The organism is Granulicella sp. WH15 (assembly GCF_009914315.1).
Lineage (GTDB): Bacteria > Acidobacteriota > Terriglobia > Terriglobales > Acidobacteriaceae > Edaphobacter.
The window spans coordinates 4,223,175-4,246,510 of sequence record NZ_CP042596.1 but is presented as its reverse complement, the minus strand read 5'-3'; the positions used below and the strand labels follow the sequence as shown (position 1 = coordinate 4,246,510).

20 protein-coding genes are annotated in these 23,336 nt (G+C 65.2%); 7 read left to right on the top strand and 13 right to left on the bottom strand.

All coding sequences use genetic code 11. From position 1 onward, the window contains the following. Positions 1-48: 48 nt before the first annotated feature. From FTO74_RS17610 to FTO74_RS17600, 3 genes are all read left to right on the top strand, one after another. Positions 49-1,209 (top strand): endo-1,4-beta-xylanase, encoded by a 1,161-nt coding sequence (locus FTO74_RS17610; protein ID WP_162539319.1) that lies wholly within the window; start codon positions 49-51, stop codon positions 1,207-1,209. A 15-nt stretch (positions 1,210-1,224) separates the two neighbouring features. Next, the gene (locus tag FTO74_RS17605) at positions 1,225-2,826 is read left to right on the top strand and encodes a glycoside hydrolase family 28 protein (protein WP_162539318.1); all 1,602 of its coding nucleotides are present in this window, start codon (positions 1,225-1,227) and stop codon (positions 2,824-2,826) included. A gap of 217 nt (positions 2,827-3,043) precedes the next feature. Further along, positions 3,044-5,686 carry a glycoside hydrolase family 3 C-terminal domain-containing protein gene (locus tag FTO74_RS17600; protein ID WP_162539317.1) on the top strand — a complete coding sequence of 881 codons (2,643 nt, stop codon included), beginning with the start codon at positions 3,044-3,046 and terminating at the stop codon, positions 5,684-5,686. 354 nt (positions 5,687-6,040) lie between these two features. Here FTO74_RS17600 and FTO74_RS17595 read toward each other — a convergent pair whose 3' ends face one another. The 3 genes from FTO74_RS17595 to FTO74_RS17585 all read right to left on the bottom strand — a co-directional run bounded on the left by FTO74_RS17595 (position 6,041) and on the right by FTO74_RS17585 (position 8,939). Beyond that, the gene (locus FTO74_RS17595) at positions 6,041-7,621 is read right to left on the bottom strand and encodes an alpha-L-rhamnosidase (protein ID WP_181955712.1); all 1,581 of its coding nucleotides are present in this window, start codon (positions 7,619-7,621) and stop codon (positions 6,041-6,043) included. A 122-nt stretch (positions 7,622-7,743) separates the two neighbouring features. Beyond that, the gene (locus FTO74_RS17590) at positions 7,744-8,388 is read right to left on the bottom strand and encodes an FMN-binding negative transcriptional regulator (RefSeq protein ID WP_162539316.1); all 645 of its coding nucleotides are present in this window, start codon (positions 8,386-8,388) and stop codon (positions 7,744-7,746) included. A gap of 29 nt (positions 8,389-8,417) precedes the next feature. Continuing rightward, positions 8,418-8,939 (bottom strand): superoxide dismutase family protein, encoded by a 522-nt coding sequence (locus FTO74_RS17585; RefSeq protein ID WP_162539315.1) that lies wholly within the window; start codon positions 8,937-8,939, stop codon positions 8,418-8,420. Between the two features lie 84 nt (positions 8,940-9,023). On the opposite strand from FTO74_RS17585, the gene FTO74_RS17580 reads away from it, so the two are divergent. Then, entirely contained in the window at positions 9,024-9,650 is a 627-nt protein-coding gene (locus tag FTO74_RS17580) for a thymidine kinase (protein ID WP_162539314.1), read from the top strand. A gap of 9 nt (positions 9,651-9,659) precedes the next feature. Here FTO74_RS17580 and FTO74_RS17575 read toward each other — a convergent pair whose 3' ends face one another. From FTO74_RS17575 to trpD, 9 genes are all read right to left on the bottom strand, one after another. Further along, on the bottom strand, positions 9,660-11,327 hold the full coding sequence (locus FTO74_RS17575; protein WP_255462360.1) for a glycosyltransferase family 39 protein: 1,668 nt from the start codon (positions 11,325-11,327) through the stop codon (positions 9,660-9,662). 4 nt (positions 11,328-11,331) lie between these two features. After that, entirely contained in the window at positions 11,332-11,676 is a 345-nt protein-coding gene (locus tag FTO74_RS17570) for a DUF3467 domain-containing protein (protein WP_162539312.1), read from the bottom strand. A 175-nt stretch (positions 11,677-11,851) separates the two neighbouring features. Further along, positions 11,852-12,589: an SPOR domain-containing protein gene (locus FTO74_RS17565; RefSeq protein WP_162539311.1), complete on the bottom strand. Its 738-nt coding sequence runs from the start codon at positions 12,587-12,589 to the stop codon at positions 11,852-11,854. After that, on the bottom strand, positions 12,590-13,390 hold the full coding sequence (locus tag FTO74_RS17560; RefSeq protein WP_162539310.1) for a slipin family protein: 801 nt from the start codon (positions 13,388-13,390) through the stop codon (positions 12,590-12,592). It lies immediately after the preceding gene. A 105-nt stretch (positions 13,391-13,495) separates the two neighbouring features. Then, complete coding sequence (locus FTO74_RS17555; RefSeq protein WP_162539309.1) at positions 13,496-14,212, bottom strand: outer membrane beta-barrel protein; 717 nt, start codon at positions 14,210-14,212, stop codon at positions 13,496-13,498. 93 nt (positions 14,213-14,305) lie between these two features. Continuing rightward, positions 14,306-15,691: a nodulation protein NfeD gene (locus tag FTO74_RS17550; protein WP_255462359.1), complete on the bottom strand. Its 1,386-nt coding sequence runs from the start codon at positions 15,689-15,691 to the stop codon at positions 14,306-14,308. Beyond that, entirely contained in the window at positions 15,688-17,292 is a 1,605-nt protein-coding gene (locus FTO74_RS17545; protein ID WP_255462358.1) for a tetratricopeptide repeat protein, read from the bottom strand. Before FTO74_RS17545 ends, FTO74_RS17550 begins: the two co-directional genes overlap by 4 nt. Before the next feature lie 65 nt (positions 17,293-17,357). Further along, on the bottom strand, positions 17,358-17,753 hold the full coding sequence (locus FTO74_RS17540) for a VOC family protein (protein WP_162539307.1): 396 nt from the start codon (positions 17,751-17,753) through the stop codon (positions 17,358-17,360). Positions 17,754-17,814: 61 nt separating this feature from the next. Beyond that, positions 17,815-18,852 (bottom strand): anthranilate phosphoribosyltransferase, encoded by a 1,038-nt coding sequence (trpD, locus tag FTO74_RS17535; protein ID WP_162539306.1) that lies wholly within the window; start codon positions 18,850-18,852, stop codon positions 17,815-17,817. A gap of 226 nt (positions 18,853-19,078) precedes the next feature. Here trpD and sucC point away from each other — a divergent pair, with 226 nt between their 5' ends. From sucC to ndk, 3 genes are all read left to right on the top strand, one after another. Beyond that, a complete protein-coding gene (sucC, locus tag FTO74_RS17530) occupies positions 19,079-20,257 on the top strand; it encodes an ADP-forming succinate--CoA ligase subunit beta (protein ID WP_162539305.1) in 1,179 nt (392 codons plus the stop codon). Further along, positions 20,258-21,148 (top strand): succinate--CoA ligase subunit alpha, encoded by an 891-nt coding sequence (gene sucD, locus FTO74_RS17525; RefSeq protein ID WP_162539304.1) that lies wholly within the window; start codon positions 20,258-20,260, stop codon positions 21,146-21,148. It abuts the gene before it with no gap. A gap of 125 nt (positions 21,149-21,273) precedes the next feature. Continuing rightward, complete coding sequence (ndk, locus tag FTO74_RS17520) at positions 21,274-21,690, top strand: nucleoside-diphosphate kinase (RefSeq protein WP_162539303.1); 417 nt, start codon at positions 21,274-21,276, stop codon at positions 21,688-21,690. 160 nt (positions 21,691-21,850) lie between these two features. Here the strand turns inward: ndk and FTO74_RS17515 are convergent, their stop codons facing one another. Next, on the bottom strand, positions 21,851-23,140 hold the full coding sequence (locus FTO74_RS17515; protein WP_162539302.1) for an SGNH/GDSL hydrolase family protein: 1,290 nt from the start codon (positions 23,138-23,140) through the stop codon (positions 21,851-21,853). Between the last annotated feature and the right edge of the window lie 196 nt (positions 23,141-23,336).

Below are 23,336 nucleotides of genomic sequence, written 5' to 3'. Positions count from 1 at the left end.
CGCGCCATCGTTACAGGCACGTCTCGACAACCCTCAAAGGAGGATGGTTTGAAAGATCACGCACGCAATAGCAGCTCCAACCTCACACGCAGAGATCTTCTGCGCACCGGCTCCGCCGCCTTGGCCGCTTCTGTGCTTTCCACGCCGCTGGCCTGGGCTGCGGCGTCAGACGCCGACATCACCGGCCGTAACTCCCTGAAGGCTCACGCACACAAGCACGGCCTCCTCACCGGCTTTGCGGTTAACGTCCATCTTCTCCGGACCGATCCCGTCTACACCCGCATTCTGACCGAGCAGGCCAGCATCCTGGTGCCCGAGCTGGCGCTCAAGTGGGTTGCTCTCCGCCCCGCGCCCGACAAGTTCGACTTCACCGACGCCGACACCTTCGTCGACTTCGCCCATAAGCACAAGATCAAGCTTCGCGGCCACACGCTCGCCTGGCACGAGTCCATCCCGTCCTGGTTCGAAGCCACCGTCACCAAGGAGAACGCGCGCCACTTCCTCGAAGAGCACATCGCCACCGTCGTCGGCCGCTACAAGGGCAAGATGCAGTCTTGGGACGTCGTCAACGAGGCCATTCTGCCCAAGGACAAGCAGCCCGGCGGCTTCCGCGACTCACCCTGGTACAAGCGTCTCGGCCCCGAGTACATCGACATCGCCTTCCGCGCCGCTCGCCAGGCTGACCCGAAGCTCATCCTCACCTACAACGACTACGGCGTCGAGTACGACAACGAGGAGGACGGCGAGCGCCGCAAGGTCATCCTCGAGTTCCTGCGCAGCCTCAAGACCAAGGGCGTGCCTCTGGACGCCGTAGGCATCCAGTCCCACATCAAGGCCGGTTCTCCCTCCACCATCGGCAAGGGCCTGCGCGAGTACATGGCCGCCGTTCGCGAGATGGGCCTTCAGATCTACCTCACCGAGCTGGACGTCAACGAGGACGACCTCGCCTACAACGATGTAGCCAAGCGAGACGAGACCATCGCGGCCACCTATCGCGACTTCCTCAACGTCGCTCTCGCCGAGCCCTCCGTCAAGGACCTGCTCATATGGGGTGTCGGCGACAGCCACACCTGGCTCAACGATGGCCCCACTCACCACCGCAAGCAGCCCAACCGGCCCCAGCGCTCGCTGCCCTTCGACAACGACTACCGCCCCAAACCGGCCTTCTTCGCTATCCGCGATGCCTTCGACCATCGCGCCAAAGCCTAGCTCGACAGGAGACTTATGATCCGCAGAGACTTCCTCCGCCGTGGCTCGACCGGCATCGCCGCCGCGCTCATTCCCACTGCCTTTGAGGCCCACTCGCTTCAGGCCCAAGCCCACAAGGCGGCCACGCCCGCCACCGGCAACTTCAACGTCCGCAGCTTCGGCGCAGTCGGCGACGGCTCCACTATCGACAGCCCCGCCATCAACCGGGCCATCGAGGCCGCAGCCGCAGCAGGAGGTGGCACCGTCCACTTCCCGGCAGGCACCTACGCCTCCTACACCATCCGGCTCAAGAGCCACATCTCCCTGCACCTCGACGCGGGCGCGACCATCCTCGCCGCCAGCGTTCCCAACGAGGGCACCACCACCGGCGGCTACGACGCAGCCGGTCCCGCCCAGCCGTGGGAGGCCTACCAGGACTACGGCCACAACCACTGGCCCAACTCCCTCATCTACGGCGACGGCCTCGAGAACGTCTCCATCTACGGCCCCGGCCTCATCTGGGGCAAGGGCCTCAGCCGCGGTGAGTCGGGCGAATTGCCCCTGGCCGAGAGCCCCGGCGTCGGCAACAAGGCCATCGCGCTCAAGAATTGCCGCAACGTCACCCTGCGCGACTTCTCCATTCTCATGGGCGGCCACTTCGGCGTCCTCCTCACCGCCGTCGATAACGTCATCATCGACGGCCTCACCATCGATACCAACCGCGACGGCATAGACATCGACTGCTGCCGCAACGTCCGCGTCTCGAACTGCGCCGTCAACTCGCCGTGGGACGACGCCATCTGCCCCAAAAGCTCCTTCGCCCTCGGCTACGCCCGCTCCACCGAGAACGTCACCATCTCCAACTGCTACGTCACCGGTCTCTACGAGTTCGGCACCCTGCTCGATGGCACCTTCAAGCGCGCCAACTACTCACAGGAGCGCAAGGCCGTCGGCCGCATCAAGTGCGGCACCGAGTCCAACGGCGGCTTCCGCAACATCACCATCACCAACTGTATCCTCGAGGGGTGCCGCGGCTTCGCGCTCGAGACGGTAGACGGTGCCTACATCGAAGACATCACGGTCACAAATCTGGTCCTCCGCGGAGCCGTCCACGCGCCCATCTTCCTGCGCCTGGGTACCCGTATGCGTGGGCCGAAGGGCGTAGCGCCCGGTGTCCTGCGCCGCGTCGTCCTCTCGAACTTCACCAGCATTGGCTCGGCGGCGGAGTACCCCTCCATCGTCAGCGGCGTCCCCGGCGTCCTGGTCGAAGACATCAAGATCAGCGACATGTACCTCTCGAATCTCGGTGGCGGCACGGCCGAGTGGGCGGCGATGAACCCGCCCGAGCTGCCCGGAGCTTACCCCGAGGCCAGCATGTTCGGCACGCTGCCCGCGCGCGGCTTCTTCCTGCGCCACGCCCGCAACCTCGAGCTGAGCAACATCGAGATCGCCACGGAGAAGCCGGACCAGCGTCCCGCCGTCTGGGCGCACGAGGTCAACGGCCTGGACATCTTCCGCCTGCGCATGGGCCGCGGCACCCCGGCCTTCGCGCTGAGCAACACCCGCGACTTCCGCAGCTTCGGCAGCCGCGACGCCAAGGACGTAATGCTCGACAAGACCGACCGCTACACCCTCTAACGGCCACAAAGCCGTTGTTGTTGTCGTTGTTCCTGCTGTTGCCGTTGCCTGTTTTCTTGGTTGTCATTCAGGAGCGAAGCGGAGGAATCTGCTTTTGTTCTTGCCGTTGCCTCCAAGGCAGGTCCGGACACTACCCCGAACCTGCCAGCCTCAAACAGCCGAACGGGCAGTCCAAGGCTGCATACAACTCAAACCCCACACACCCAAAGGGCCAATCATGTCGTTCGCACGTCGCATCACCTCGGTTCTCGCGCTCTCGGCCCTAGCGGCCCTGCCTCTCCTCGGCCAGCAATCCAAGCCCGACGCCTACCTCGACCCCACCCTGCCCCTGCCGCAGCGCGTAGACGACCTCGTCCACCGCATGACCCTCGCCGAGAAGGTCGCGCAGATGCAGAACGAGGCTCCTGCCATCCCGCGCCTCCACGTCGCCGAGTACGACTGGTGGAACGAGGGCCTGCACGGCGTAGCCCGCTCCGGCTACGCGACGGTCTTCCCGCAAGCCATCGGTCTCGCAGCCACCTGGGACGCCCCCCTCATCGAGCGCATCGCCGACACCATCTCCACCGAGGCCCGCGCCAAGTACAACGAGGCCCAGCGCCACGACAACCACGCCATCTTCTACGGCCTCACCCTCTGGTCGCCCAACATCAACATCGACCGCGACCCGCGCTGGGGACGCGGCCAGGAGACCTACGGCGAAGATCCCTTCCTCACCGGCCAGATCGGCTCCGCCTTTGTCCGCGGCCTCCAAGGCAACGACCCCAACTACTTCAAGGTCATCGCCACGGCCAAGCACTTCGCCGTCCACAGCGGCCCCGAGTCCTCGCGCCACACCTTCGACGCCGTCGTCTCCCCGCACGACCTCGAAGACACCTACCTGCCCGCCTTCCGCTCGCTCGTAGTCGACGCCCACGCCGACAGCGTCATGTGCGCATACAACTCCATCGACGGCTCGCCCGCCTGCGCCAGCAAGCTGCTGCTCCAGAAGACCCTCAAGCAGAACTGGCACTTCAACGGCTACATCGTCTCCGACTGCGCCGCCATCACCGACGTCGCCGTCGGCCACAAGTTCTCGCCCGACATGGCCCACGCCGCCGCCGTCTCGGTCCAGACCGGCACCGACCTGAGCTGCGGCAAGGAGTACGCGGCCCTCATCGACGCCGTCCACCAGAACCTCATCACGGAGGCCGAGATCGACCAGGCGGTCAAGCGCCTCTTCACCGCGCGCTTTCAGCTCGGCATGTTCGACCCACCGGCGAAGGTCGCCTACAACGCCATCCCGTTCTCCGAGAACGACTCGCCCGCCCACGGAGCACTCTCGCTCGAGGCCGCGCGCAAGTCCATCGTCCTCCTCAAGAACGCGGCCAACACTCTGCCGCTGGCGGGTTCCATCCATACCCTCGCGGTCGTCGGCCCCAACGCCGTCGCCATCCCCGCGCTTGAGGGCAACTACAACGCCGTCGCCTCCCACCCGGTCACGCCGCTGGCCGCGCTCGAGCAGCGCCTCCCCGGCCACGTCCTCTACGCGCAGGGCTCGCCCTACGTCGAAGGCGTCCCCATCCCCGTTCCTCCCACTGCCTTCTCGCACCTGAAGGCCGAGTTCTTCAACGGCTCCGCCCTCACCGGCACGCCCGCCGCTACCCGCACCGACCGCAACATCGACTTCGACTGGAACTCCGCCGCGCCCATGCCCGGCGTCTCGGACACGGCCTTCTCCGTCCGCTGGACCGGCGACCTGGCCGCTCCCACTCCGGGCACCTTCACCTACGCCTTCGCCTTCTCGCACTGCAGCACCTGCGAGGACGCCGAGAGCATCCACGTCTGGCTCGACGGCAAGCAGGTCTACGAGTACATCCACGCCCGCAAGCATGGCCGCCGCGCCCCCACCACGCCCTTCCAGCTCACCTTTACGGACACCAAGCCCCACCCCATCCGCATCGAGTACACCCACGACGCCCCCCACTTCGGCGCGGGCCTCACCTTCAACTGGCAGCCTCCCGTTGCCGCCCTGCGCGAGCAGGCCGTGGCCGCAGCCGCCAAGTCCGATGCCATCGTAGCCTTCCTCGGCCTCAGCCCCGAGGTCGAAGGCGAGGAGATGCCGCTCAAGGTAGCAGGCTTCGCGGGCGGCGACCGCACCACCATCGAGTTGCCCGCCGCCCAGCAGCAACTGGTCAGCGCGCTAGCCGCCACGGGCAAGCCGCTGGTCATAGTCCTAATGAACGGCGGAGCCCTGGCCCTCGAATCCGCCGCCGAGAAGGCTTCGGCGATCCTCGAAGCCTGGTATCCCGGCCAGGCTGGCGGCACGGCCATCGCCGAGACGCTCTTCGGCCAGAACAACCCGTCGGGCCGCCTGCCGGTCACCTTCTACGCCAGCACCGCGCAGCTCCCCGCGTTCGACAACTACGCGATGGACCAGCGCACCTACCGTTACTTCACCGGCGCGCCACTCTGCCCCTTCGGCTTCGGCCTCAGCTACACCAGCTTCGCCTATAGCGCAGCGAAGCTCTCCACCAAGACCCTCGCTGCGGGCCAGCCCCTCAGCCTCACCGCCGAGGTCAAAAACACCGGCTCTCGCGAAGGCGATGAGACGGTGGAGTTCTACCTCATCCCCAAACACATCGCCGGAGCACCCCTCCGCACCCTGGTCGCCTTCGAGAGGGTCCACCTCAAGCCCGGCGAGTCCAAGCCGGTCCACGCCACCATCTCCCCTCGCAGCCTGAGCCTCGTAGCCACTGATGGTATCCGTTCGATCCAGTCCGGAGACTACGACCTCTACGTCGGCTCCGGCCAGCCCAGCCCATCCACGACGGGCCTAACCCTGCCATTCAAGATCGAAGGCACCGCCCCCATCGCCCCATAACCAATACCAAAACACCAGCAAAAGCGCCCTCCATCGCGAGGGCGCTTTTGCTGGTGCTTGTTCCTTTGCTGTTGCCTGTTTTCTTGGTTGTCATTCAGGAGCGAAGCGGAGGAATCTGCTTCTGTCTTTGTTGTTGCCCTTAGCGCTGAAGGCGCGCGCTATACCAGCCTAGGGCGAAGCCCTAGGTAACCGTATGAGTAGGAATGACAAGGGCTGAAGGCCCGACCTATCCCTTGCACGATATTGTCCTGCCGGACGGGCCTCCTGCGCGGAGAGCGGGCGTTCGCACGCCTTTTTACTGCTTCGCGTGGTCCTCCCGCTGGTCGGAAGCAAAATCCCCAACGGGAGGATCACTCACCCCAACTTCACCCGCTCATTCGGCTTGATCGTCAGCTTCCGCTGATGCTTCCGGCCATCGCTAATGCTCACCTCCTGCACCGTCGAGGCAACGCCCACAGCCTCCTGCAACCGCCCCTGCCGATCCGTCACGATCCTTACGACCCCGCCCTTCACACTGGCCACCAGCCGCCCGCCCAGTGTCAACGAGGCCCCATCCCCCTCATACTTCATCACCGCCCTGCCGCCGCCCACAGGCATCTCAAACCGAGCATCCTGCGAGACCGCATGACCCGGCCGCACGCTCCACACCAGCGTCTCGACCTCCTCCCGCACGCCCGCCAGCCGCCACGTATGATCCATCATCACCAGTGCGCACGGCGAGTAGCTGGGCAGATCCTCCTGCGTAAACGCCCCAGTCAGCGGATCGATCTGCTGGCGGAAGGTCATATCCGCCTGGATCGCCTCGCACCACATCTCCATCATGTGCGAATGCTCCGCCGACCTGCCATAGTGATCGAACCACCGCCCCGCCCGCAGCGCCGTCAGCGCCTGCGCGGCCCCGCCCCATGAGTTACGCGGAATCGGCCTCACGAAGGTAGGGTCATCCATCGCAATCGACGGCATCGGAAACTTCGGCCAGAACGCCTTCGGGTTGTGGATCTGCCGCTCCCACAGCGCGTCGAAGGTCTTCTGATCGACCACGTGCTCGCTACACATGCGGCTCAGTACGTCCGACCGCACCCGGATAAACTTGCCCTGCGCGTCCAAGTCATAAAAGGCCGCATCCTCGGGCACGTACAGTTTCTCTAGGATCAGTCTGCGCATCGCCTCGGCCTTCTCGGTCCAGTGGTCGGCCTCGGCGTTCTTGCCCAGAGCCTTCGCCATCGAGGCCAACGCCACCCGCGCACCGTACGTCGTCGCCGAGAGGTCCGGGCATAGCCACGGCAGCGTCGGCAGCGGCGGAAACAGCTTGGCATCCTTCTTCGGGCACTGCGGAGGAATCCCCGCCCAGCGCGGGCTGTTGTCGTGGCCCGTGTCGTAGGTGCAGAAGCCCTCGGTCAGCCCGGTGCCGCGCGTGTTCCTGAATTTGATCAGCCAGTCGTCCCATCGCGAACAGGCTTTATAGGCCGCCTGCAGCAACTCGTCATCGTGCGTATCCCGGGCCAGCTCCCACGCTGTCGCGGCGATCGGCACCACCATCTGGATCTGCCCAAAGCCGGTCTCGGTCATCTTGTTGTTCGCCGGTAGCTGCCCATCTTCGCGCTGTAACGCGAAGAACGTCAGATGCCCATTGCGCGCCGTATCCGGGCGGAACTTGCGGTACACCAGCCCCTCATGCGGCCCGCACTCCATCCAGATGCCCGCGTAGTCCGCACCTTCGATCAGCACTGGCCTGTCGAAGCGCGGCAGCGTGCGCACATTGCCTGCGAGCACCTTCAACGCCGCATCATAGGCTCGCTGCCACCGCTGGTTGCCGGTTGTAAACACCGGAGTAGGCTCACTCGCCAACTCTCCCCACATCTCTGCCGGACGAGCCACTGCTACTGCCGCCGCCGCACCCAACCGAAGAAACCGCCGCCGCTCCATTGAAATCATTCCTCATCTGAAAACACGCCGGATATAACAGTCAACCTGTCTCCTCGATATCTCGCATAATGGGAGCAAAAGTAATCTGATTTTTCACTTTGGCGACGCTCCAGAGAGGGAAGGGAAGAGGCCTACTTGCGCTCCACCATAGCCTGCATCGCCAGGCTCTCTGGCGTCCCAAGCCGCTCCAGCCCCGCGGCCACCGCAGCCCTATCCCGCTCATTCCGGTTCTGGCTCGCCTTCCACCTGCCTTCGAGCCGCCGTATCGGCAGCTCCAACCCCACAATGCCGTTCATCATCTGTGCGATGTACTCCGCGGGCGCATCGCTCACCTGCCACGGCCTCTCTCCATCCAGCGCATGAACAGCCGCTTCATGGATATCGGTCAGGCTCGTCAGGTGCGCCAGCAACCACTCTTCGTTCTCAACGATGCGCAGCGTGCCGTAGGCATGGACCACGGCATAGTTCCACGTTGGAACCTCTTTGCCGTGCTCTGTCCGGCCCGGATACCAGGCCGCTGAGATGTAGTGATGATGTCCGGCAAAGATAGCCAGCGCCTCGGCCGCCGCGACCAGATCGCGCCACTGCGGATTCGCCCGTGAGACATGGCCCTTCAACACGCCGTACTCGGAGCCGTCGTCTTCGAGCACCAGTGGAAGGTGCGTAGCCACAAGCCCGCCGCTGCCCAGAGTGACCAGCGCCCCTAACGGCTGGGCGCGGATCAGCTCATGGATCACAGGGATTCGTGTCTCTTCGTTTGCCTTGGGAATGTACACAGCGAGCCTCCAGCAAACGAGATTGTGCTTTACTGTGCGGCGGGAATCACGCCACAAGCGATGCGGTTGCCCGCCGCGCCCGTCGGATCGGTCTTCATATCGTCGGCCTTCTCGTGCACCATGATCGCGGTGCCGAGGATCGAGTTCGGAGCGCCCGGCGTCAGCGTCAGATAATCCACCGTGAAGCTCGCCTGGCCCACATGGCCCTCGCCGATCATCAGGTTCTGCGGCAGGTCGCCGTTGTGGTGGCCCATCGGGTTCATCGTCCCGTGCTGCTTCTTGTCCGGGTTGAAGTGGCCGCCGGCGGTCTTGAAGTCAGGCGCATCGCACACCGGGTTCTGGTGGATATGTACGGCATGTTCACCGACCGGCAAGTTCTTCAGCTTCAGGTCGATCTTCAGCTTGCCCTTCTTCGTCTCCTTGAAGGTAGCGGTTCCGGCGTCCTCGCCGGCACTCGTCTTCAGCGAGACGACCAGCGATTCTTTGGGCGCTTTAGCAAACGCGGGGGACACAAGCAAGCAAACGGCAAGAGCGGCGAGAGAAGGACGCATAAGAAAAAGTCTCCTGAAGTTACGGCTCCAGAATACTCCAGCTCGATGAAATCCACCGCCCCATCCCTGTACGATGGAAAAGTTATGCAGCCGCACACCCCAGCACGTACCGAGCCAGGCCGTATCGAAGTCATAGTCGGACCCATGTTCTCCGGCAAGAGCGAGGAGCTGATCCGCCGCCTGAAGCGCGCCCGCATCGCCCGCCAGCGAGTCGCCTGCTTCAAGCCCGATATCGACCTCCGCTACCACCGCACGGCCATCGCCTCGCACAGCTCGCAGACCCACGAGGCCACCACGGTAGCCAACACCGAGCGGCTCAAAGAGGCTCTGCACCCGCAGCTCGCGGAGATCGAGGTCGTCGGGATCGATGAGGCGCAGTTCTTCGACGACTCGCTCGTGGCCTACGCGCTGGACCTCGTCCATCTGGGCAAGCGCATCCTCATCGCGGGCCTCGACACGACCTTCACGGGCGAGCCCTTCGGCCCGATCCCCGCGCTGATGGCCGTCTCGGATGAAGTGGCAAAGCTCTCGGCAGTCTGCATGGTCTGCGGCGCGCCCGCCATCCACACGCAACGCCTCGGATCCAGCCAGGAGCTGGTGGTGGTCGGTGCCGCTGGTGTCTACGAGGCCCGCTGCCGCGCCTGCTTCCGGCCGTATCTGGACGAGAACGAGTCCGAGCAGTTGATTCTGCCCGCTGTTGAAATCCTGTAACTGTAAAAGTTACTTATTTGCGAATGGCACAAACAGCCGCGCCTCGACACTGCGCGGAAACCGCAGCACCGCCACCCATTCACCCTTGCTCTGCGCCTGCCAGACGATATCGCCGTGCAGCATCGCCGCCGCTTCCTCCGGAGATACATCGCGGTGAAAGTCGAAGTAGCGCATATCCGTGGCTTCGTGCCCACGGCTCAGGTTCAGCGCGCCCGGCGGCGGTGTCCACTTGCTCGAAAAGATCAGCATGGTGTCGTAGCTGCCGGGATCGGCGGCGGCCTTCTGGATCTCTTCAGCGGTGAAGTTCTCGAGCGGGGTGACGCGGAAGGACTTGTGCGCGTAGCCCAGCTCGGGCCGCGTCAACTCGGAGGTCGCGGGCCACGCCGTCAACACGGTGGCCGCGGGAAAACGCTTCTCGATCAGGTTGATCGCGCGCTCGTGCAGGATCACCATATCGCGGTAAGTGAGGTTGTCCTCGGGCGCGAAGGTATAGGGCGGATTGACCCACAGCGCCGTCAGGAAGGTCGCGGCGGTAAGCCCGGCCAGCCATGCCCAGGCCCGCATCCGCGCCGTCCATACGGAGACGCAGAGCAACAGCACCAGCGGAAAGACGGGCAGCAGGTAGCGGGTCAGCAGCGCACCGCCGAGAATCGAAAACGCGACGAGATTGCCGAGCACAATGACCAGGATCGCGGGAAAGGCAGGACGCCGTAGCGACCGGGGGATGAGGTTGATGGGCTTAGCCGTGGCCAGCAGCGCCAGCGTCAGGACCACGGGCACGTACATGTTCATGTGGAACGTGACGTGGACAACCCGATGCCACAGGCTGAGCAGGATGCGCGCGCTGCCCAGGTTGGCCGTGGCGTTGTAGCGCAGAAACTCGGGGTTGCCGAAGACGAAGCCGGTGCGGTGGAAGTGGTAGGCGTACCACAGCGCCAGCGGCAGCACGGGCGCGGCCAGCGCGGCGATCCAGAACAGATGGATGCGGCGGTAGACGGGCCTTCCGGGGCGGTCGGCCAGCTCCTCCGGCCCGGCGATGAAGAGCTGCACGATCTCCCACAGCGCCAGCGCGGCCGGGGTGACGATGGCCGTCTCCTTGGCCAGCGCGGCCAGCGAGAAGAAGACGGCGGTCCAGGCGAAGCGGTGGGGCGCGGGCCGCACCAGCGTGGGCTGGACGAGGTAGAACGAGAGCGCCCACAGGGTAAACGCGGCGGCGAAGATGTCGGCGTGCGCCAGCGTGCTCTGCGCGAACCAGACAGGGTAGATCGCCGTCAGCAGGGTGACGACACCGGCGATGATCGGCCCGGCCAGTCCGCGCGCCAGACGGAAGACGCCCACGAGCGCGAAGGCCGCGATCATGCAGACCAGGGTGCGCGTGGCACCGACCGAGATGCCGCCGCAGAGACGCCACCAACCCGCCAGCAGGAGTGACGGCAGCGGCGGGTGCGCGTTGGTCAGCGTGGTCGTGGGGATGAGCGAGCCGGTATGGAAGAAGTCCAGCGCGGCGGGGATGTAGTACCCGGCCTCGTCCCAGTAGTAGGGGAGCTGGAGCAGGTTCCAGTGCGCCAGATATACGGCAACGAAGAAGAGCGGGTAGAGAAACGGCAAAGGGAGCGGGCTGCCAGCCGGAGCGGCCAGCAAGGAGAACCTGGTGCGACTCCGGTTGGGGGTAGCCACGGCGTTAGTTGACGGGGCCGTCCTGCGGCGGGAAGGGGATTGGCTGGACTTTGGCCTGCGCAGGCTGCGGCTCGAGGGCGAGCTTGCCGAAGGTCTGCTCATACTGGGCGAGGTTGTGGCCGAGCACGTTCCATAGGGCCTTGGCCTGCTGCGGGCTGACGTAGACGCCCTGGAAGTTCTCGAGGTCTACCTCTTCGGCCGAGTCCTGGCGCATGGTGCCGAAGACGAGCAGGAAGTCCCAGACGGACATGCGGACCTGCACGCTGTTGGCGTAGCCCTCGCGATAGTTCTCGGAGTTGTGGAGCTTGATCGCGGGCTGGTCGGGACGCTGGTCTGGCGGATTCTGCATGGGGCCTCGGGGTGCGGGATGAGGAGCTTGAAGCGGGTACTCCTGCAGTTTACAGGGAAATGGTGAAGCGGGGAGGGCCTCCCGTTGGCTGGCAACAAGCAATGCTCGCTGCCGACCAGCGGAAGGCCCTCAGAAGATTACTTCCCCACGCCGTCCCGAGAACGGTACGAAGTACCTACTTTACGATGGCGTTGAAGCCGTCTGCCAGCAGCCGCTGGCGCATAGCGTCGGCCTCTTTGCGGCTGGGGAAGGGGCCGATCTGGACGTGGAGCAGCTTGTCTTGCGGCTCCTGGTGGATGGCCACGTTATAGCCGCGCCGCTTCAGCGTGGAGATGAGCAGGTCTGCGTCCTCCTGGTGGGAGACGGCGGCGATCTGGACCACGGCCGAGGCCGCTCCAGCCGGGATCGCCGGTAGGATGGCGGGTGCAGCTCCGCCGGACGCGGCCACGAGCCTGGCCACAGGTCGGGCGGGCGCAGGTGCGACGACAGGAGTGGCTACAGTCGCGGCCGGAGGAGCAACAGTGGCGGCAGGCTTGCCGGTGCTTTCGGCCGGGGGCGGGGTCTTTGCCTTGGCGCTGGGCTCTTCGGGGGCCGGGTAGGGAACAGTGACGGCCGTGGAGCGGGGCTGGGCCGGGGCCGATGACGAGCCGAGCGGACTGCCGGGCGACGGCTTGAAGCTGCTGAAGTTTGTGGCGACGGCGGCTTCGTTCGCGGTCTGCGCCTGGGCGGTCAGGTGGCGGGTTCCCAGCGAGTAGCCGAAGCCGAAGAAGACCGCGCAGAGCAGGGCCAGGGCAAAGAAGATGCCGAGCAGCATGGTGGTGCCGAGCGAGATCTCGCGGTCTTTGGGGGCGGAACGGACGCCGTAGTCCTCGTCCTCTTCTTCGTCGTGCATCAGGCGGCTTCTCACGGGCATTTAGACTCCCTTGTTCTCTGGAGTAATGGGTTTCTCAGGCGTTATCGGCGAAAAGGAGCGATTGAGCAGGTTCATCAGCTCCATTGGCAACGGAAAGACGATGGTGGTATTTTTCTCGACGCCGATCTCGGTCAGGGTCTGGAGGTAGCGTAGCTGCAATGTCATGGGCTGCGTGGCCATCAGGGTGGCGGCCTCGACCAGCTTGGTGGCGGCGTCGAACTCGCCCGCGGCGTGGATGATCTTGGCGCGGCGTTCGCGCTCGGCCTCGGCCTGCTTGGCCATGGCGCGCAGCATCGACTCCGGCATATCCACCTGCTTCACCTCGACCGAGATGACCTTGACCCCGAAGGGCGCGGTGTGGCCGTCGATAATGGTCTGGATGCGCTGGTTGAGGGCCTCGCGGTGGGCCAGCAGCTCGTCGAGGTCCACCTCGCCGAGCACCGAGCGCAGCGTCGTCTGGGCGAACTGCGAGGTCTGGTAGATGTAGTTCGAGACCTCGATGACGGCGCGAGTGGGATCGACGACGCGCAGAGTGATGACGGCGTTGACCTTCAGGGTCACGTTGTCGCGGGTGATGACGTCCTGCGAGGGGACCTCCATCGCCTCCTGGCGCAGGCTGACGCGCACCATGGTCTGGAAGGGCGGGAAGAGCAGGATGAGGCCGGGACCGGAGGCGGCTTCCTTTACGCGGCCTAGCTGGAAGACGACGGCGCGTTCATACTCACGCAGGATCTTGATGCTGTTGAAGAGATACAGCACGAGGATGGCGAGGAGTACGAGCAGCGGGATCGGCAGTAGCATGGCGAGCGAGTACCTCGGCGCGGAGCGTGAGGGCCGCGATTGAAAGGACGCTGCGATTGTAGAGCACGCAGCGTCCTTCCATGTGCAAAATTTCAGTGCAGGTAACTAGAAGTGCAGGTAGAAGCCTGCGCCCGGCTCGATGGTGTCGGTGCGCTTCAGGTTGGTCAGGTAGTTCTGGCCGAAGTCGGGAGCCAGGAAGAAGGCCTGGCGGAACTGCGCGCGCAGCCCGAAGTGCGAGCCGACGGGCGCTTCAACACCGACGTTGTAGTAGTAGGTGGCGCGTGCCTGCACCGGCAGGCCCTGACCGCCGCCGACCGTGGGACGGAAGGCCGTGGAACCCGCGCCGCCGCCGAAGAAGGGATGGAGTACCCCGGCGATGACGTGCTGGGGGTGCGCCACGTAGCCGAGGCTGTACTCGGTCGCGTTGGCCTGGATCGGGCCGGGCGGGTTGTAGCTATAGTTCTCCGTGTAGCGGGCGTAGGTGTAGTTGAACTCGAAGCCGACCCACGGCTTGGCGATGTAGCGCACGTTGAGCATCACACCCACCGTGTTGCTCGGCGTCAGTGTCAGCGAGCTGGGGTAGTTGGGCGCGGTCGTCACCGTGATGGGGCCGGTGGTGCTCTTGGTCAGCGAGCCGATGCCGATAATGCCGAAGTCGACCCTGTCGAGCTGGCGGCCGAGCGGACCCTGTGGCGGCTTGCCTTCCTGAGCGTTGGCGTTGGGAGCCTGGAGTGCGAAGGGGGCTGCGACGAGAGCCAGACCGAGCAGAGAACGAGCGATGCCGTGGGCGTTGGCCCGGGTCCGGCGAGAGACAATGAGCATGTAGTGCAGACTCCCTTGCTGAAAATCTTTCAGCCTTTAGTCTACTCTGCGCGGTGGCCGGGATGGGCGATTCGCGCCATAAATGGCAAGGATTCAGGTGCGGGAAGATCCGGCGGGTTCGGCCGGCTCGACGATCAGGGTCAGGCCGTCGATCTCGCGGACCAGGACGGAGCTTCCGGGCGGCAGCGGGCCGGGGCTATTGCGCAGGAGAGCCTGCCAGAGTTCACCGCGCACCTCAACCTGACCGCCGGGGGCCCCATCGGCGGCCAGCGCGGTACTGGCCACGGCCAGCCTGCCGATCATCGCCTGCGGGCCGAGCAGCACCTTATTGCGGCGGGCGCGCATGGCGATCCACCCCAGAAGCAACGAGATAGCCCCGAAGCCCACCCCGGCGGCCACGGCTACCGAGAGGTGGACGCGCAGCTCATCAATGGGGCCATCGACCAGCGTGGACAGGCCGAAGACGAGGCAGACGACTCCGGCCAGCCCCAGGATTCCGTGACTGGGAACCTTGATCTCGAGCACGAGAAGCGTCGCTGCGGCCAGCAGCAGGAAGAGCGCGGCGTGGTGGACCGGCAGCAGTCCGAGGCCGAAGAGCGCCATCAGCAGACACAGAGCGCCCAGCGAGCCGGGAATGATGGTGCCGGGGATGTTCGATTCGAGGTAGAGCAGCAGGATGCCGGAGAGCAGCAGCAGCACGGCGAAGTCGGGGTTGGTGAGGCGCGTGAGGATGCGCTCGCGCAGCGACGGGTCGATGGGGTCGATGGCCGCATGGGCGAGGTGGAGCGTGACGCGGCTGCCGTCGAAGCGCTGAACGGTGCGGCCGTCGAGCGTGGCCAGCAGGGCCTCGTCGCTGGGGGCTACGAGGTCGATCAGGTGCAGACCCAGCGCCTCGGCGTCGCTTGAGGACTTCGAGTTGCGGATAGCGTCCTCGGCGACGTCGGCGTTGTGGCCGCGGCGTCCCGAGTAGGAGCGCAGAAAGGCTGCGGCGTCATTTTCGATCTTTTGCTTGAGTACCGGGTCGAGGGTACGGCCCTCCACAATAGGATGGGCCGCGCCGGTGTTGGTGCCGGGGGCCATGGCAGCGACATCGGCTGCTTCGAGCAGGAAGAACCCCGCCGAGGCCGCCCGGGCACCCGCCGGGGAGACGTAGAGGACGACGGGAACCGGAGAGTTCTCGAGAGCTGCGACCATCTTGCGGGTCGAATCGAGCAGCCCCCCCGGTGTGTCGAGTGAGACCAGCACCAGTTCGGCATGGCGGCTGGCGGCCTCGTCGAGACCGCGTTGAAGATATCCCGCCGAGATCGGCTGGATGGTGTCGTGCAGGGTGAGCTTGACGACGACCGGAGCGGCTTCGGCCTGAACCGCCAGGATGAGGAAGAAAAGGAGGGCAGTTTTTCTAACAAGCCTCCTCCGCAGCCAGTTGAGGCAGCCGAAACCCCAGGCGCAGGCCGGGGTGCGCCTCCCAAAGTAGCTCACGGCACGCTCTGGCCGCGCGCCTGCAGGGCTTGGCGCATCCCCTGCGCACCGGGGTTGGTTGGCTCAAGATGCAGCGCCTTGCTGACGTTATCGGCGGCGTCGGAGAGCTTGTTGGCCTGCAGGTCGATGCGGGCCAGCACCAGATAGGCGGCGGCGTTGGGCTTGAGCTGCAACGACTGCTCGGCCTCGCTGCGGGCGGCTTCGGGGTTGCCGCTCTGCTCGCGCACCTGCGCCAGCCCGGCGTGGCCCAGCGGCCCGGTGGGGTCGGCCTTGATGGCCGTCTGGAACTCCTGCTCGGCCTCGGGCAGCAGGCCCTGGTTCATGTAGTCGCGGCCCAGCTGGCTGTACTCGGCAGCCTGGCTGGCCGGGGGCAGGGTGGCCAGCCGCAGGGAACGGACCTGGTCGAGCTGGAAGGCGGCCTGCCGGAACGATGCCTCGGAGTAGGTGCGGCGGATGCGCTCGGTAGGTTCGACGCCGTTCGAGCTGCCGGCGCGTCGGCCTGCGTCGATGAGGTTCTTCAGCGCGACGGCCTCGCCGTCCGAGGGCTTCAGCTTGAGCGTGGCGTCGATCTCGCGGTGGGCGGCGGCGAAGTCGCCACGGCGATAGCTGGAGACGGCCAGGTTGTAGTGGAAGTCGGCGTCGTTGGGATCGGCATTGACGGCGCGCTGAAAGAGCGCGGAGCCGTCGCGGCCCTGGCGGGCGGCGGCGACGCCCTGGTTATTGACGACCTCGGGCAGCGGCAGCCGCGTGGCGACGAAGCTGAAGGCGGCCTCGGCCTCGGCGTACTTGGCCTCGTTGAAGCGGGCCAGTCCGCGGAAGAACCCGGCCTCGAGCGCCAGCCGGTCGGTCTGGGGAATTTTGGCCAGAGTGCTGGCGGCCTGGTCGTACTGGCGGTCGGCGAACTGCTGGCGGCCCAGCGCGAGCAGCGCGGCTGAGTAGGTGGGCGACTCGGCGACGGCGGCGCTCAGGAACTTGATGCGCTGGGCGGGTGCGGTCTCGCCGACGCCGCGAATGTAGTTCTCGAAGGCATCCAGACGCACGCCCTGGGAGGCGGAGAGGAAAGTCTGTTGGGCGACGGCGAACTGCGGGTCGATCTGCCGGGCGATCTTCCAGGCGACGGCGTTCTCGATGTCGAAGAGCCGGGCCAACTCGCTGGAGTCGTCGAGCGCGGGGGAGAGCTTGAGCTTATTGACCTCAAGCACCTGCGCCTGCACCAGGATGCGGCCATTCTGCACGTTGAAGTTGCCGACCACGACGAAGTCCGCGTCGAGCGTCTGGGCGATGCGGATGGTGGTGGCGCGCGTGGGCCGAAAGTCGGCGGGAAAGCCGAGGTGGTCGAGCGCGAAGAGGCGGTCGTCGCGGGTGATCGTGAGGAAGCCCGCTGAGCTGAGGCGCTGGTTGAGCGTGTCAGGGAAAGAGTCGGCAATCCAGTTCAGGTTGGGCTGGCCGGAGCGGTTGTCGAAGGGCAGCACCAGGACGACGCGGCCAGTAGGCTCCTTGACGTCGCCGGTCTGGGCTTGCGCAAGGCTCGACGCGCAGAGAACCGCGCACAGGAGGAGAGACGCGAAGACGGCAAGGCGCGGGCGAAGGAGCTTCAGCACGTTCTCGATTATATGCGGGCCCATGCAGGGAAAGGCCATGGGCTACGTTTGCAGCCGGGGAAGGGCTATTCCTCCGGTGTGTCCACCAGCGGCTCCCAAAGCTCGATCCGGTTGCCCTCCGGATCGACGATCCATGCGAACCGGCCATAGCTGTAGTCCTCGCGCTTGGGGTCGATGGGGACGCCCGCTTCGCGCAGTTGCGCCAGCAGGCCCTCCAGGTCATCCACGCGATAGTTCACCATGGCGGACTTTCCGGCGTCGCCAAAGTGTTTCGTATCAGCAGGAAAGAGCGACCATGTGGTCAGGCCGGTGCCGGGTGGGAGCTCGTCGCTCCACGGCATGGATGCGAAGCCGTAGACTGCATGCACGTCGAGGCCGAGATGCTCGGCATACCAGGCTCGCAGGGTTTTGGGATCTTGTGCGCGAAGGAAGATACCGCCGATGCCGGTTACGCGTGCCATAGACTCCTCCAGTGCAGGCGCTGCTGAGTTCGATGCTATCGGGAGAGTACCAGTTATGTCCTTATTGGGAAAGCCGCAAAACCAGTGCCGTGACTTGACCCGAGTCGATCGTCCGCTGGGCCAGCTCGACGCCCGCGCGGAGATTTGGGGCGAGCGCCGCCGTCACCAGCACCGCCGCCGCGTTGAGCACCACCACATCCCGCGGAGCACCAGTCTGTCCAGCGAAGATGGCCCGCAGGATAGCCGCGTTCGCCGTCGCATCTCCGCCCGCAAGTGCTTGCAGAGGAGCCTGTTGCAAGCCGACGTCCTCCGGTACGAAGGTCGAGAGCGTGACCTTGCCGTCGCGAATCTCGGCGATCTGGCTAGGCCCGCAGAGGGAAATTTCATCCAGCTCCCCAGCCCCGTGGACGACGAAGGCGTGCCGCGTGCCGAGGGTTGCGAGCGCCTCGGCGACCAGTGGCACGAGCCGCGCCGCATAGACGCCCATCACCTGCGCGGGCGCTCCGGCGGGGTTGGACATGGGGCCGAGGATGTTGAAGACGGTGCGTACGCCGAGCGCACGGCGGATAGGCATGACCGTCCGGAGCGCGGGGTGCAGCGTGGGCGCGTGCAGGAAGGCGAAGCCGTGGGTGCGGAGCGCCGTTGCGGCCTCCTCGGGGTCGAGGTCGACTGGAATTCCGAGGGCTTCGAGCACGTCGGCTGAGCCGGAGCGCGAGGTGACGGCGCGGTTGCCGTGCTTGGCGACGCGGGCACCGGCGGCGGCGGCGACGAGCGCGGCGGCGGTGGAGATATTGAAGGTGCCGGACTGGTCGCCGCCGGTGCCGCAGGTGTCGACCAGCAGGGCGCGTTCCGGCTCATCCACGGGAACAGGCGTGGCGGCGGCGCGCATGGCGTCGACGAACCCGGCGATCTCGGCGGCGGTCTCGCCGCGTGCGGCCAGTGCGCCGAGCAGGGCGGCGATGCGCAGGTGCGCGGCGGGGGAGTCGTCGGCGTGGAAGACGGCGCGGAGCAGCTCAGCGGCCTCGGAGCGGGTGAGGGTGGCGCTGTGCTCGACGATGCGCTTCAGGTGACGTTGGACGATCTGATTGGGGTCGGACATGGTGGGGTCGAGGCTTAAGTATAGGGGGTCGCCCACGCGAAGCGTCCAAAACCGCACGAAGTGCCGCCCGCCCGGCGCAAGGGCGCATTTGCTGTTGCTTCTGCCAGATGAAAATCCGGCGATTATCGTCTCCGTGGGCGGTTATCGGGCGCTTGCATTGCATATCCCCACGCCCGTTCGCTACGATGACTTGTCTTCTGCAACCGGACCTAAAGGAAAGCTATCGATGAAGATCCACGAGTACCAGGCGAAAGAGATTCTGCGGAAGTACAACGTTCCGGTGCCGGGTGGCGAGATGGCCACCACGCTCGAAGAGGCGGATACGGCGGCCAAGGCGCTCTTCGGCGCGGGCAATGCCGTCGTCGTTGTGAAGGCCCAGATCCACGCGGGCGGCCGCGGCAAGGGCGGCGGCGTCAAGGTCGTCAAGACGCTCGAAGCGGCGAATGAAGCCTCGAAGGCCATCCTTGGGATGCAGCTCGTCACCCACCAGACCGGGCCGCAGGGCCAGAAGGTTCAGCGCCTGCTCATCGAAGAGGGCTCGCTGATCGACCGCGAGCTGTACCTCGGACTGGTGCTCGACCGCGCCAGGGCGAAGATCGTTTTCATGGCCTCGCAGTCGGGCGGCATGGAGATCGAAGAGGTCGCGCACAACACGCCCGAGCTGATCTATAAGGAGTACGTCGACCCGGCGGTCGGCTTCCAGCCCTACCAGGCGCGCAAGCTGGCCTTCAAGCTGGGCCTCGCGCCCACGCAGATCAACGCGGCGGTCGGCTTCATGATGGGCCTCTACAAGGCCTTCGTCGAGACGGACTCGACCCTGATGGAGATCAACCCCTTCATCACGACCAAGGATGGCAAGCTGCTGGCGCTGGATTGCAAGATCAACTTCGACGACAACGCGATGTTCCGGCACAAGGACCTGAAGGAGCTGCGCGACCTGGCCGAAGAGGACCCGCTTGAGGTGGAGGCGTCGAAGTTCGCGCTCAACTACATCAAGCTCGACGGCAACATCGCCTGCATGGTGAACGGCGCGGGCCTCGCGATGGCCACCATGGACATCATCCAGTACGCGGGCGGATCGGCGGCGAACTTCCTCGACGTGGGCGGCGGCGCGAACCAGGAGCAGATCGAGAACGCGTTCGGCATCCTGCTCAGCGATCCCAACGTGAAGGCGATCTTCATCAACATCTTCGGCGGCATCCTGCGCGTGGATGTGCTGGCGACGGCTGTTGTCGCGGCGGCGAAGAAGCTGAACGTGCAGATCCCGATCATCCTGCGGCTCGAGGGCACCAACGTCGAAGAGGGACGCAAGATCCTCGCTGATTCGGGCCTGAAGTTTGAGGTGGGAGCAACGATGAAGGAAGCCGCTGACCTGGCCGTGGCTGCTGCGAAAGGTGGTAAGTAAATGGCAGTTCTCGTTGATAAAAATACGCGTCTGATCGTGCAGGGAATCACTGGTCGTGAGGGCACGTTCCACGCCAAGGGCTGCGCGGAGTATGCGAAGCAGTTTGGAGTCGATCTGGTCGTCGGCGGCGTGACGCCGGGCAAGGGCGGCACGACCCACGAGGGCTGGCCGGTCTTCAACACCGTCGAAGAGGCCGTGAAGGAGACGGGCGCGAATGCTTCGGTGATCTTTGTACCGCCGCCGTTTGCTGCGGACGGCATCCTCGAGGCCACCGCTGCCGGAGTACCGCTGGTCATCTGCATTACCGAAGGCATCCCGGTCCTCGACATGGTGAAGACCTGGGAGGTCGTGAAGGGCTCGAAGACGCGGCTGATCGGGCCGAACTGCCCCGGCGTCATCTCGCCGGGCAAGGCCAAGATCGGCATCATGCCGGGCCGCATCCACAAGGAAGGCTCGGTCGGCATCGTCTCGAAGTCGGGCACGCTGACCTACGAGGCGGTCTACCAGCTCACGCAGCGCGGCATCGGCCAGTCCACGGCCATCGGCATCGGCGGCGACCCGATCATCGGCACCACGCACATCGACGCGCTGAAGCTGCTGAACGAAGACCCCGAGACCGAGGCGATCATTATGATCGGCGAGATCGGCGGCTCGGCGGAAGAGGCTGCGGCGAAGTACATCAAGGAGTTCGTGAAGAAGCCGGTGGTCGGCTTCATCGCCGGGCAGACGGCGCCTCCGGGCCGCCGCATGGGCCACGCGGGCGCGATCATCTCGGGCGGCGAGGGTACGGCTGCCGAGAAGATGAAGGCGATGGCCGAGGCCGGAATCACGGTCGTCAAGTCTCCCGCCGAGATCGGCGAAGCGATGGCGCGGCTTCTGGGCAAAGCGTAACTGTTTCGGCAGCAAGAAAAAAGAGGGGAGTGGCGAGGTTCGCCGCTCCCCTTTTGCGTGCGAGGCAGTTCTTTTTCACAGCCTCCGTTACACTGGAAGCACAAGATTTGCCAAGGAGAACTACGTTGTCACAGCGCACATTCAGCATCATCAAGCCGGACGCCGTCCGCAAGGGTTACACCGCCGCCATCCTCGCCGAGATCGAGAAGGCCGGGTTCAAGATTGTTTCGATCAAGCGTATGAGCATCTCGAAGGCGCAGGCCGAGGGCTTCTATCACGTTCACGCGGCCCGTCCGTTCTTCGGCGAGCTGACCGAGTTCATGAGTTCGGGGCCGATCTTCCCGATGGTTCTCGAGAAGGAGAACGCCATCGCCGATCTGCGCAAGCTGATGGGCGCGACGAATCCTGCTCAGGCCGAAGAGGGCACGATCCGCAAGCAGTTTGCGGCGTCGATCGGCGAGAACGCGATCCACGGCTCTGACGCCGAGGACACCGCCGCGTTCGAGATCGGCTACTTCTTCGCCGGAATCGAACTCCAGTAGGGCACTTCGTGCCGTCCTCGGGGCGGTATGGGAGCGTGATCTTTTGAGGTCCTCCCGTTGGTCGGAAGCGAGCATCTTTCGTTTCCGACCAACGGGAGGACCTTTGCTTTTTGAATCACCCAGGCAAGGATGAAAGTCACGAAGTGACCGCCCCGCTGCCTTATTTCTTCGGCGTCAGCAGCTTCAGGTCGATAGCCTCTCCCATAGCCTTGTAACCCGCGTCCACCGGGTGAAGGTGATCCCCATGCTCGTAGCTGGGAAGGAACATATCCGGATGCGCCGGGTCCTTGGTGGCGGCCTCGAAGTCGATAAACCCATCGGCCAGCTTATTGGTGCGAATCCAGTTATTCAGGGCCACGCGGATAGCCTCACCCGCTGGCGATGAGTAGGCGGCTCCGACGTACGGCGTCAGCGTGCCGATGAAGACCCGTATCCCCTTCAGATGAGCACGCTCGACCATCTGCGCGAGACCGGCGATGAGATCGTCGGCCGAGACGACGTCGTAGGGGTTCTTCAGATCGGCAGCATGGCCGATGTCGTTGATGCCTTCGAGGATAATCAGCGACTGCGCCCCGGACTGCGCCAGCACGTCGCGGTCAAAGCGGGCCAGCGCCGACTGCCCGGTGCCGTCGTGCAGGATGCGGTTGCCGCCGATGCCCATGTCCAGCACGCTGAGGCTGCGAGTGTCCTTGTTGGCCTGTAGACGCCGGGCCAGCACGTCGGGCCAGCGGGAGTTGCTGTTGGGCGTCGCCCAGGAGCCGTCGGTGATGCTGTCGCCGAGCGCTATGACGGTGCCGGTGTCACCGGGGGCCATAGCGTCGATGCCCTTGAGGAAGTACCAGGAGTTGATGGTCTTGACCCCGGTGGTGGCCCCGGTCCCGCGGGCGGGCTCGGTGGAGGTCGCGGCGACGGTCTGGACCGGCGGGAAGGATCTCTGGCCGACCAGGTTGCCGGGGGCCAGCTCGTTGGTCTGGAGCGCGGTGCCGTGGTAGGTGATGTGGGTGATCTTTTGGGCGGGCAGGAAGATGCTGACGGTGAGGTTGGCGAAGGCGGGGAAGGTGATGCCCGCGGGGTCGCTGACGACACTGGCCCCGACCGGGATGGTGATGGAGGGGTTGCCGTTGAAGGTGAGGGCGTTGGCGCTGGTCAGGGAGATGGAGCCGGGGTCGGCACCGGCGAGCGCGACGTGGGCGGCCCCGATGATGAGCGGCTCGGTGCCGAACTCGTTCGAGAACTTGACACGGATGAGCGAGCCTCCGAAGGAGACGTGGACGGTCTCGCGGAGGGTACTGTCCTCGCTCCCCAGGGACATATTTTTGTTGTCGAGCGCGAAGGGCGCGGCTCCCCAGACACCGATCCAGTGGTCGGGAAGCTTAGGCTTTTTGGCTTGGGCGGCGGCAGGCAGCAGGACGAGGAGGCAGCAGGCGAAGGTCTTGAGGAGGCGGCTCATGTCGTGAAACATCATCGTCGCTCGCGGGAGCGGACGCAAGCTGAATTATTGAGAAGAAAAGATGCGAAATGCCAGGACCGGACGAAGCGCGATGTGGCTGTTCGTGTTGGGCTTCACGTATAGTTAGCGGGATTGGAAACTCGTGCTCCGGCCACTATGCGGAATACAAAGGATCGCCTGACGATGCGGATGATGA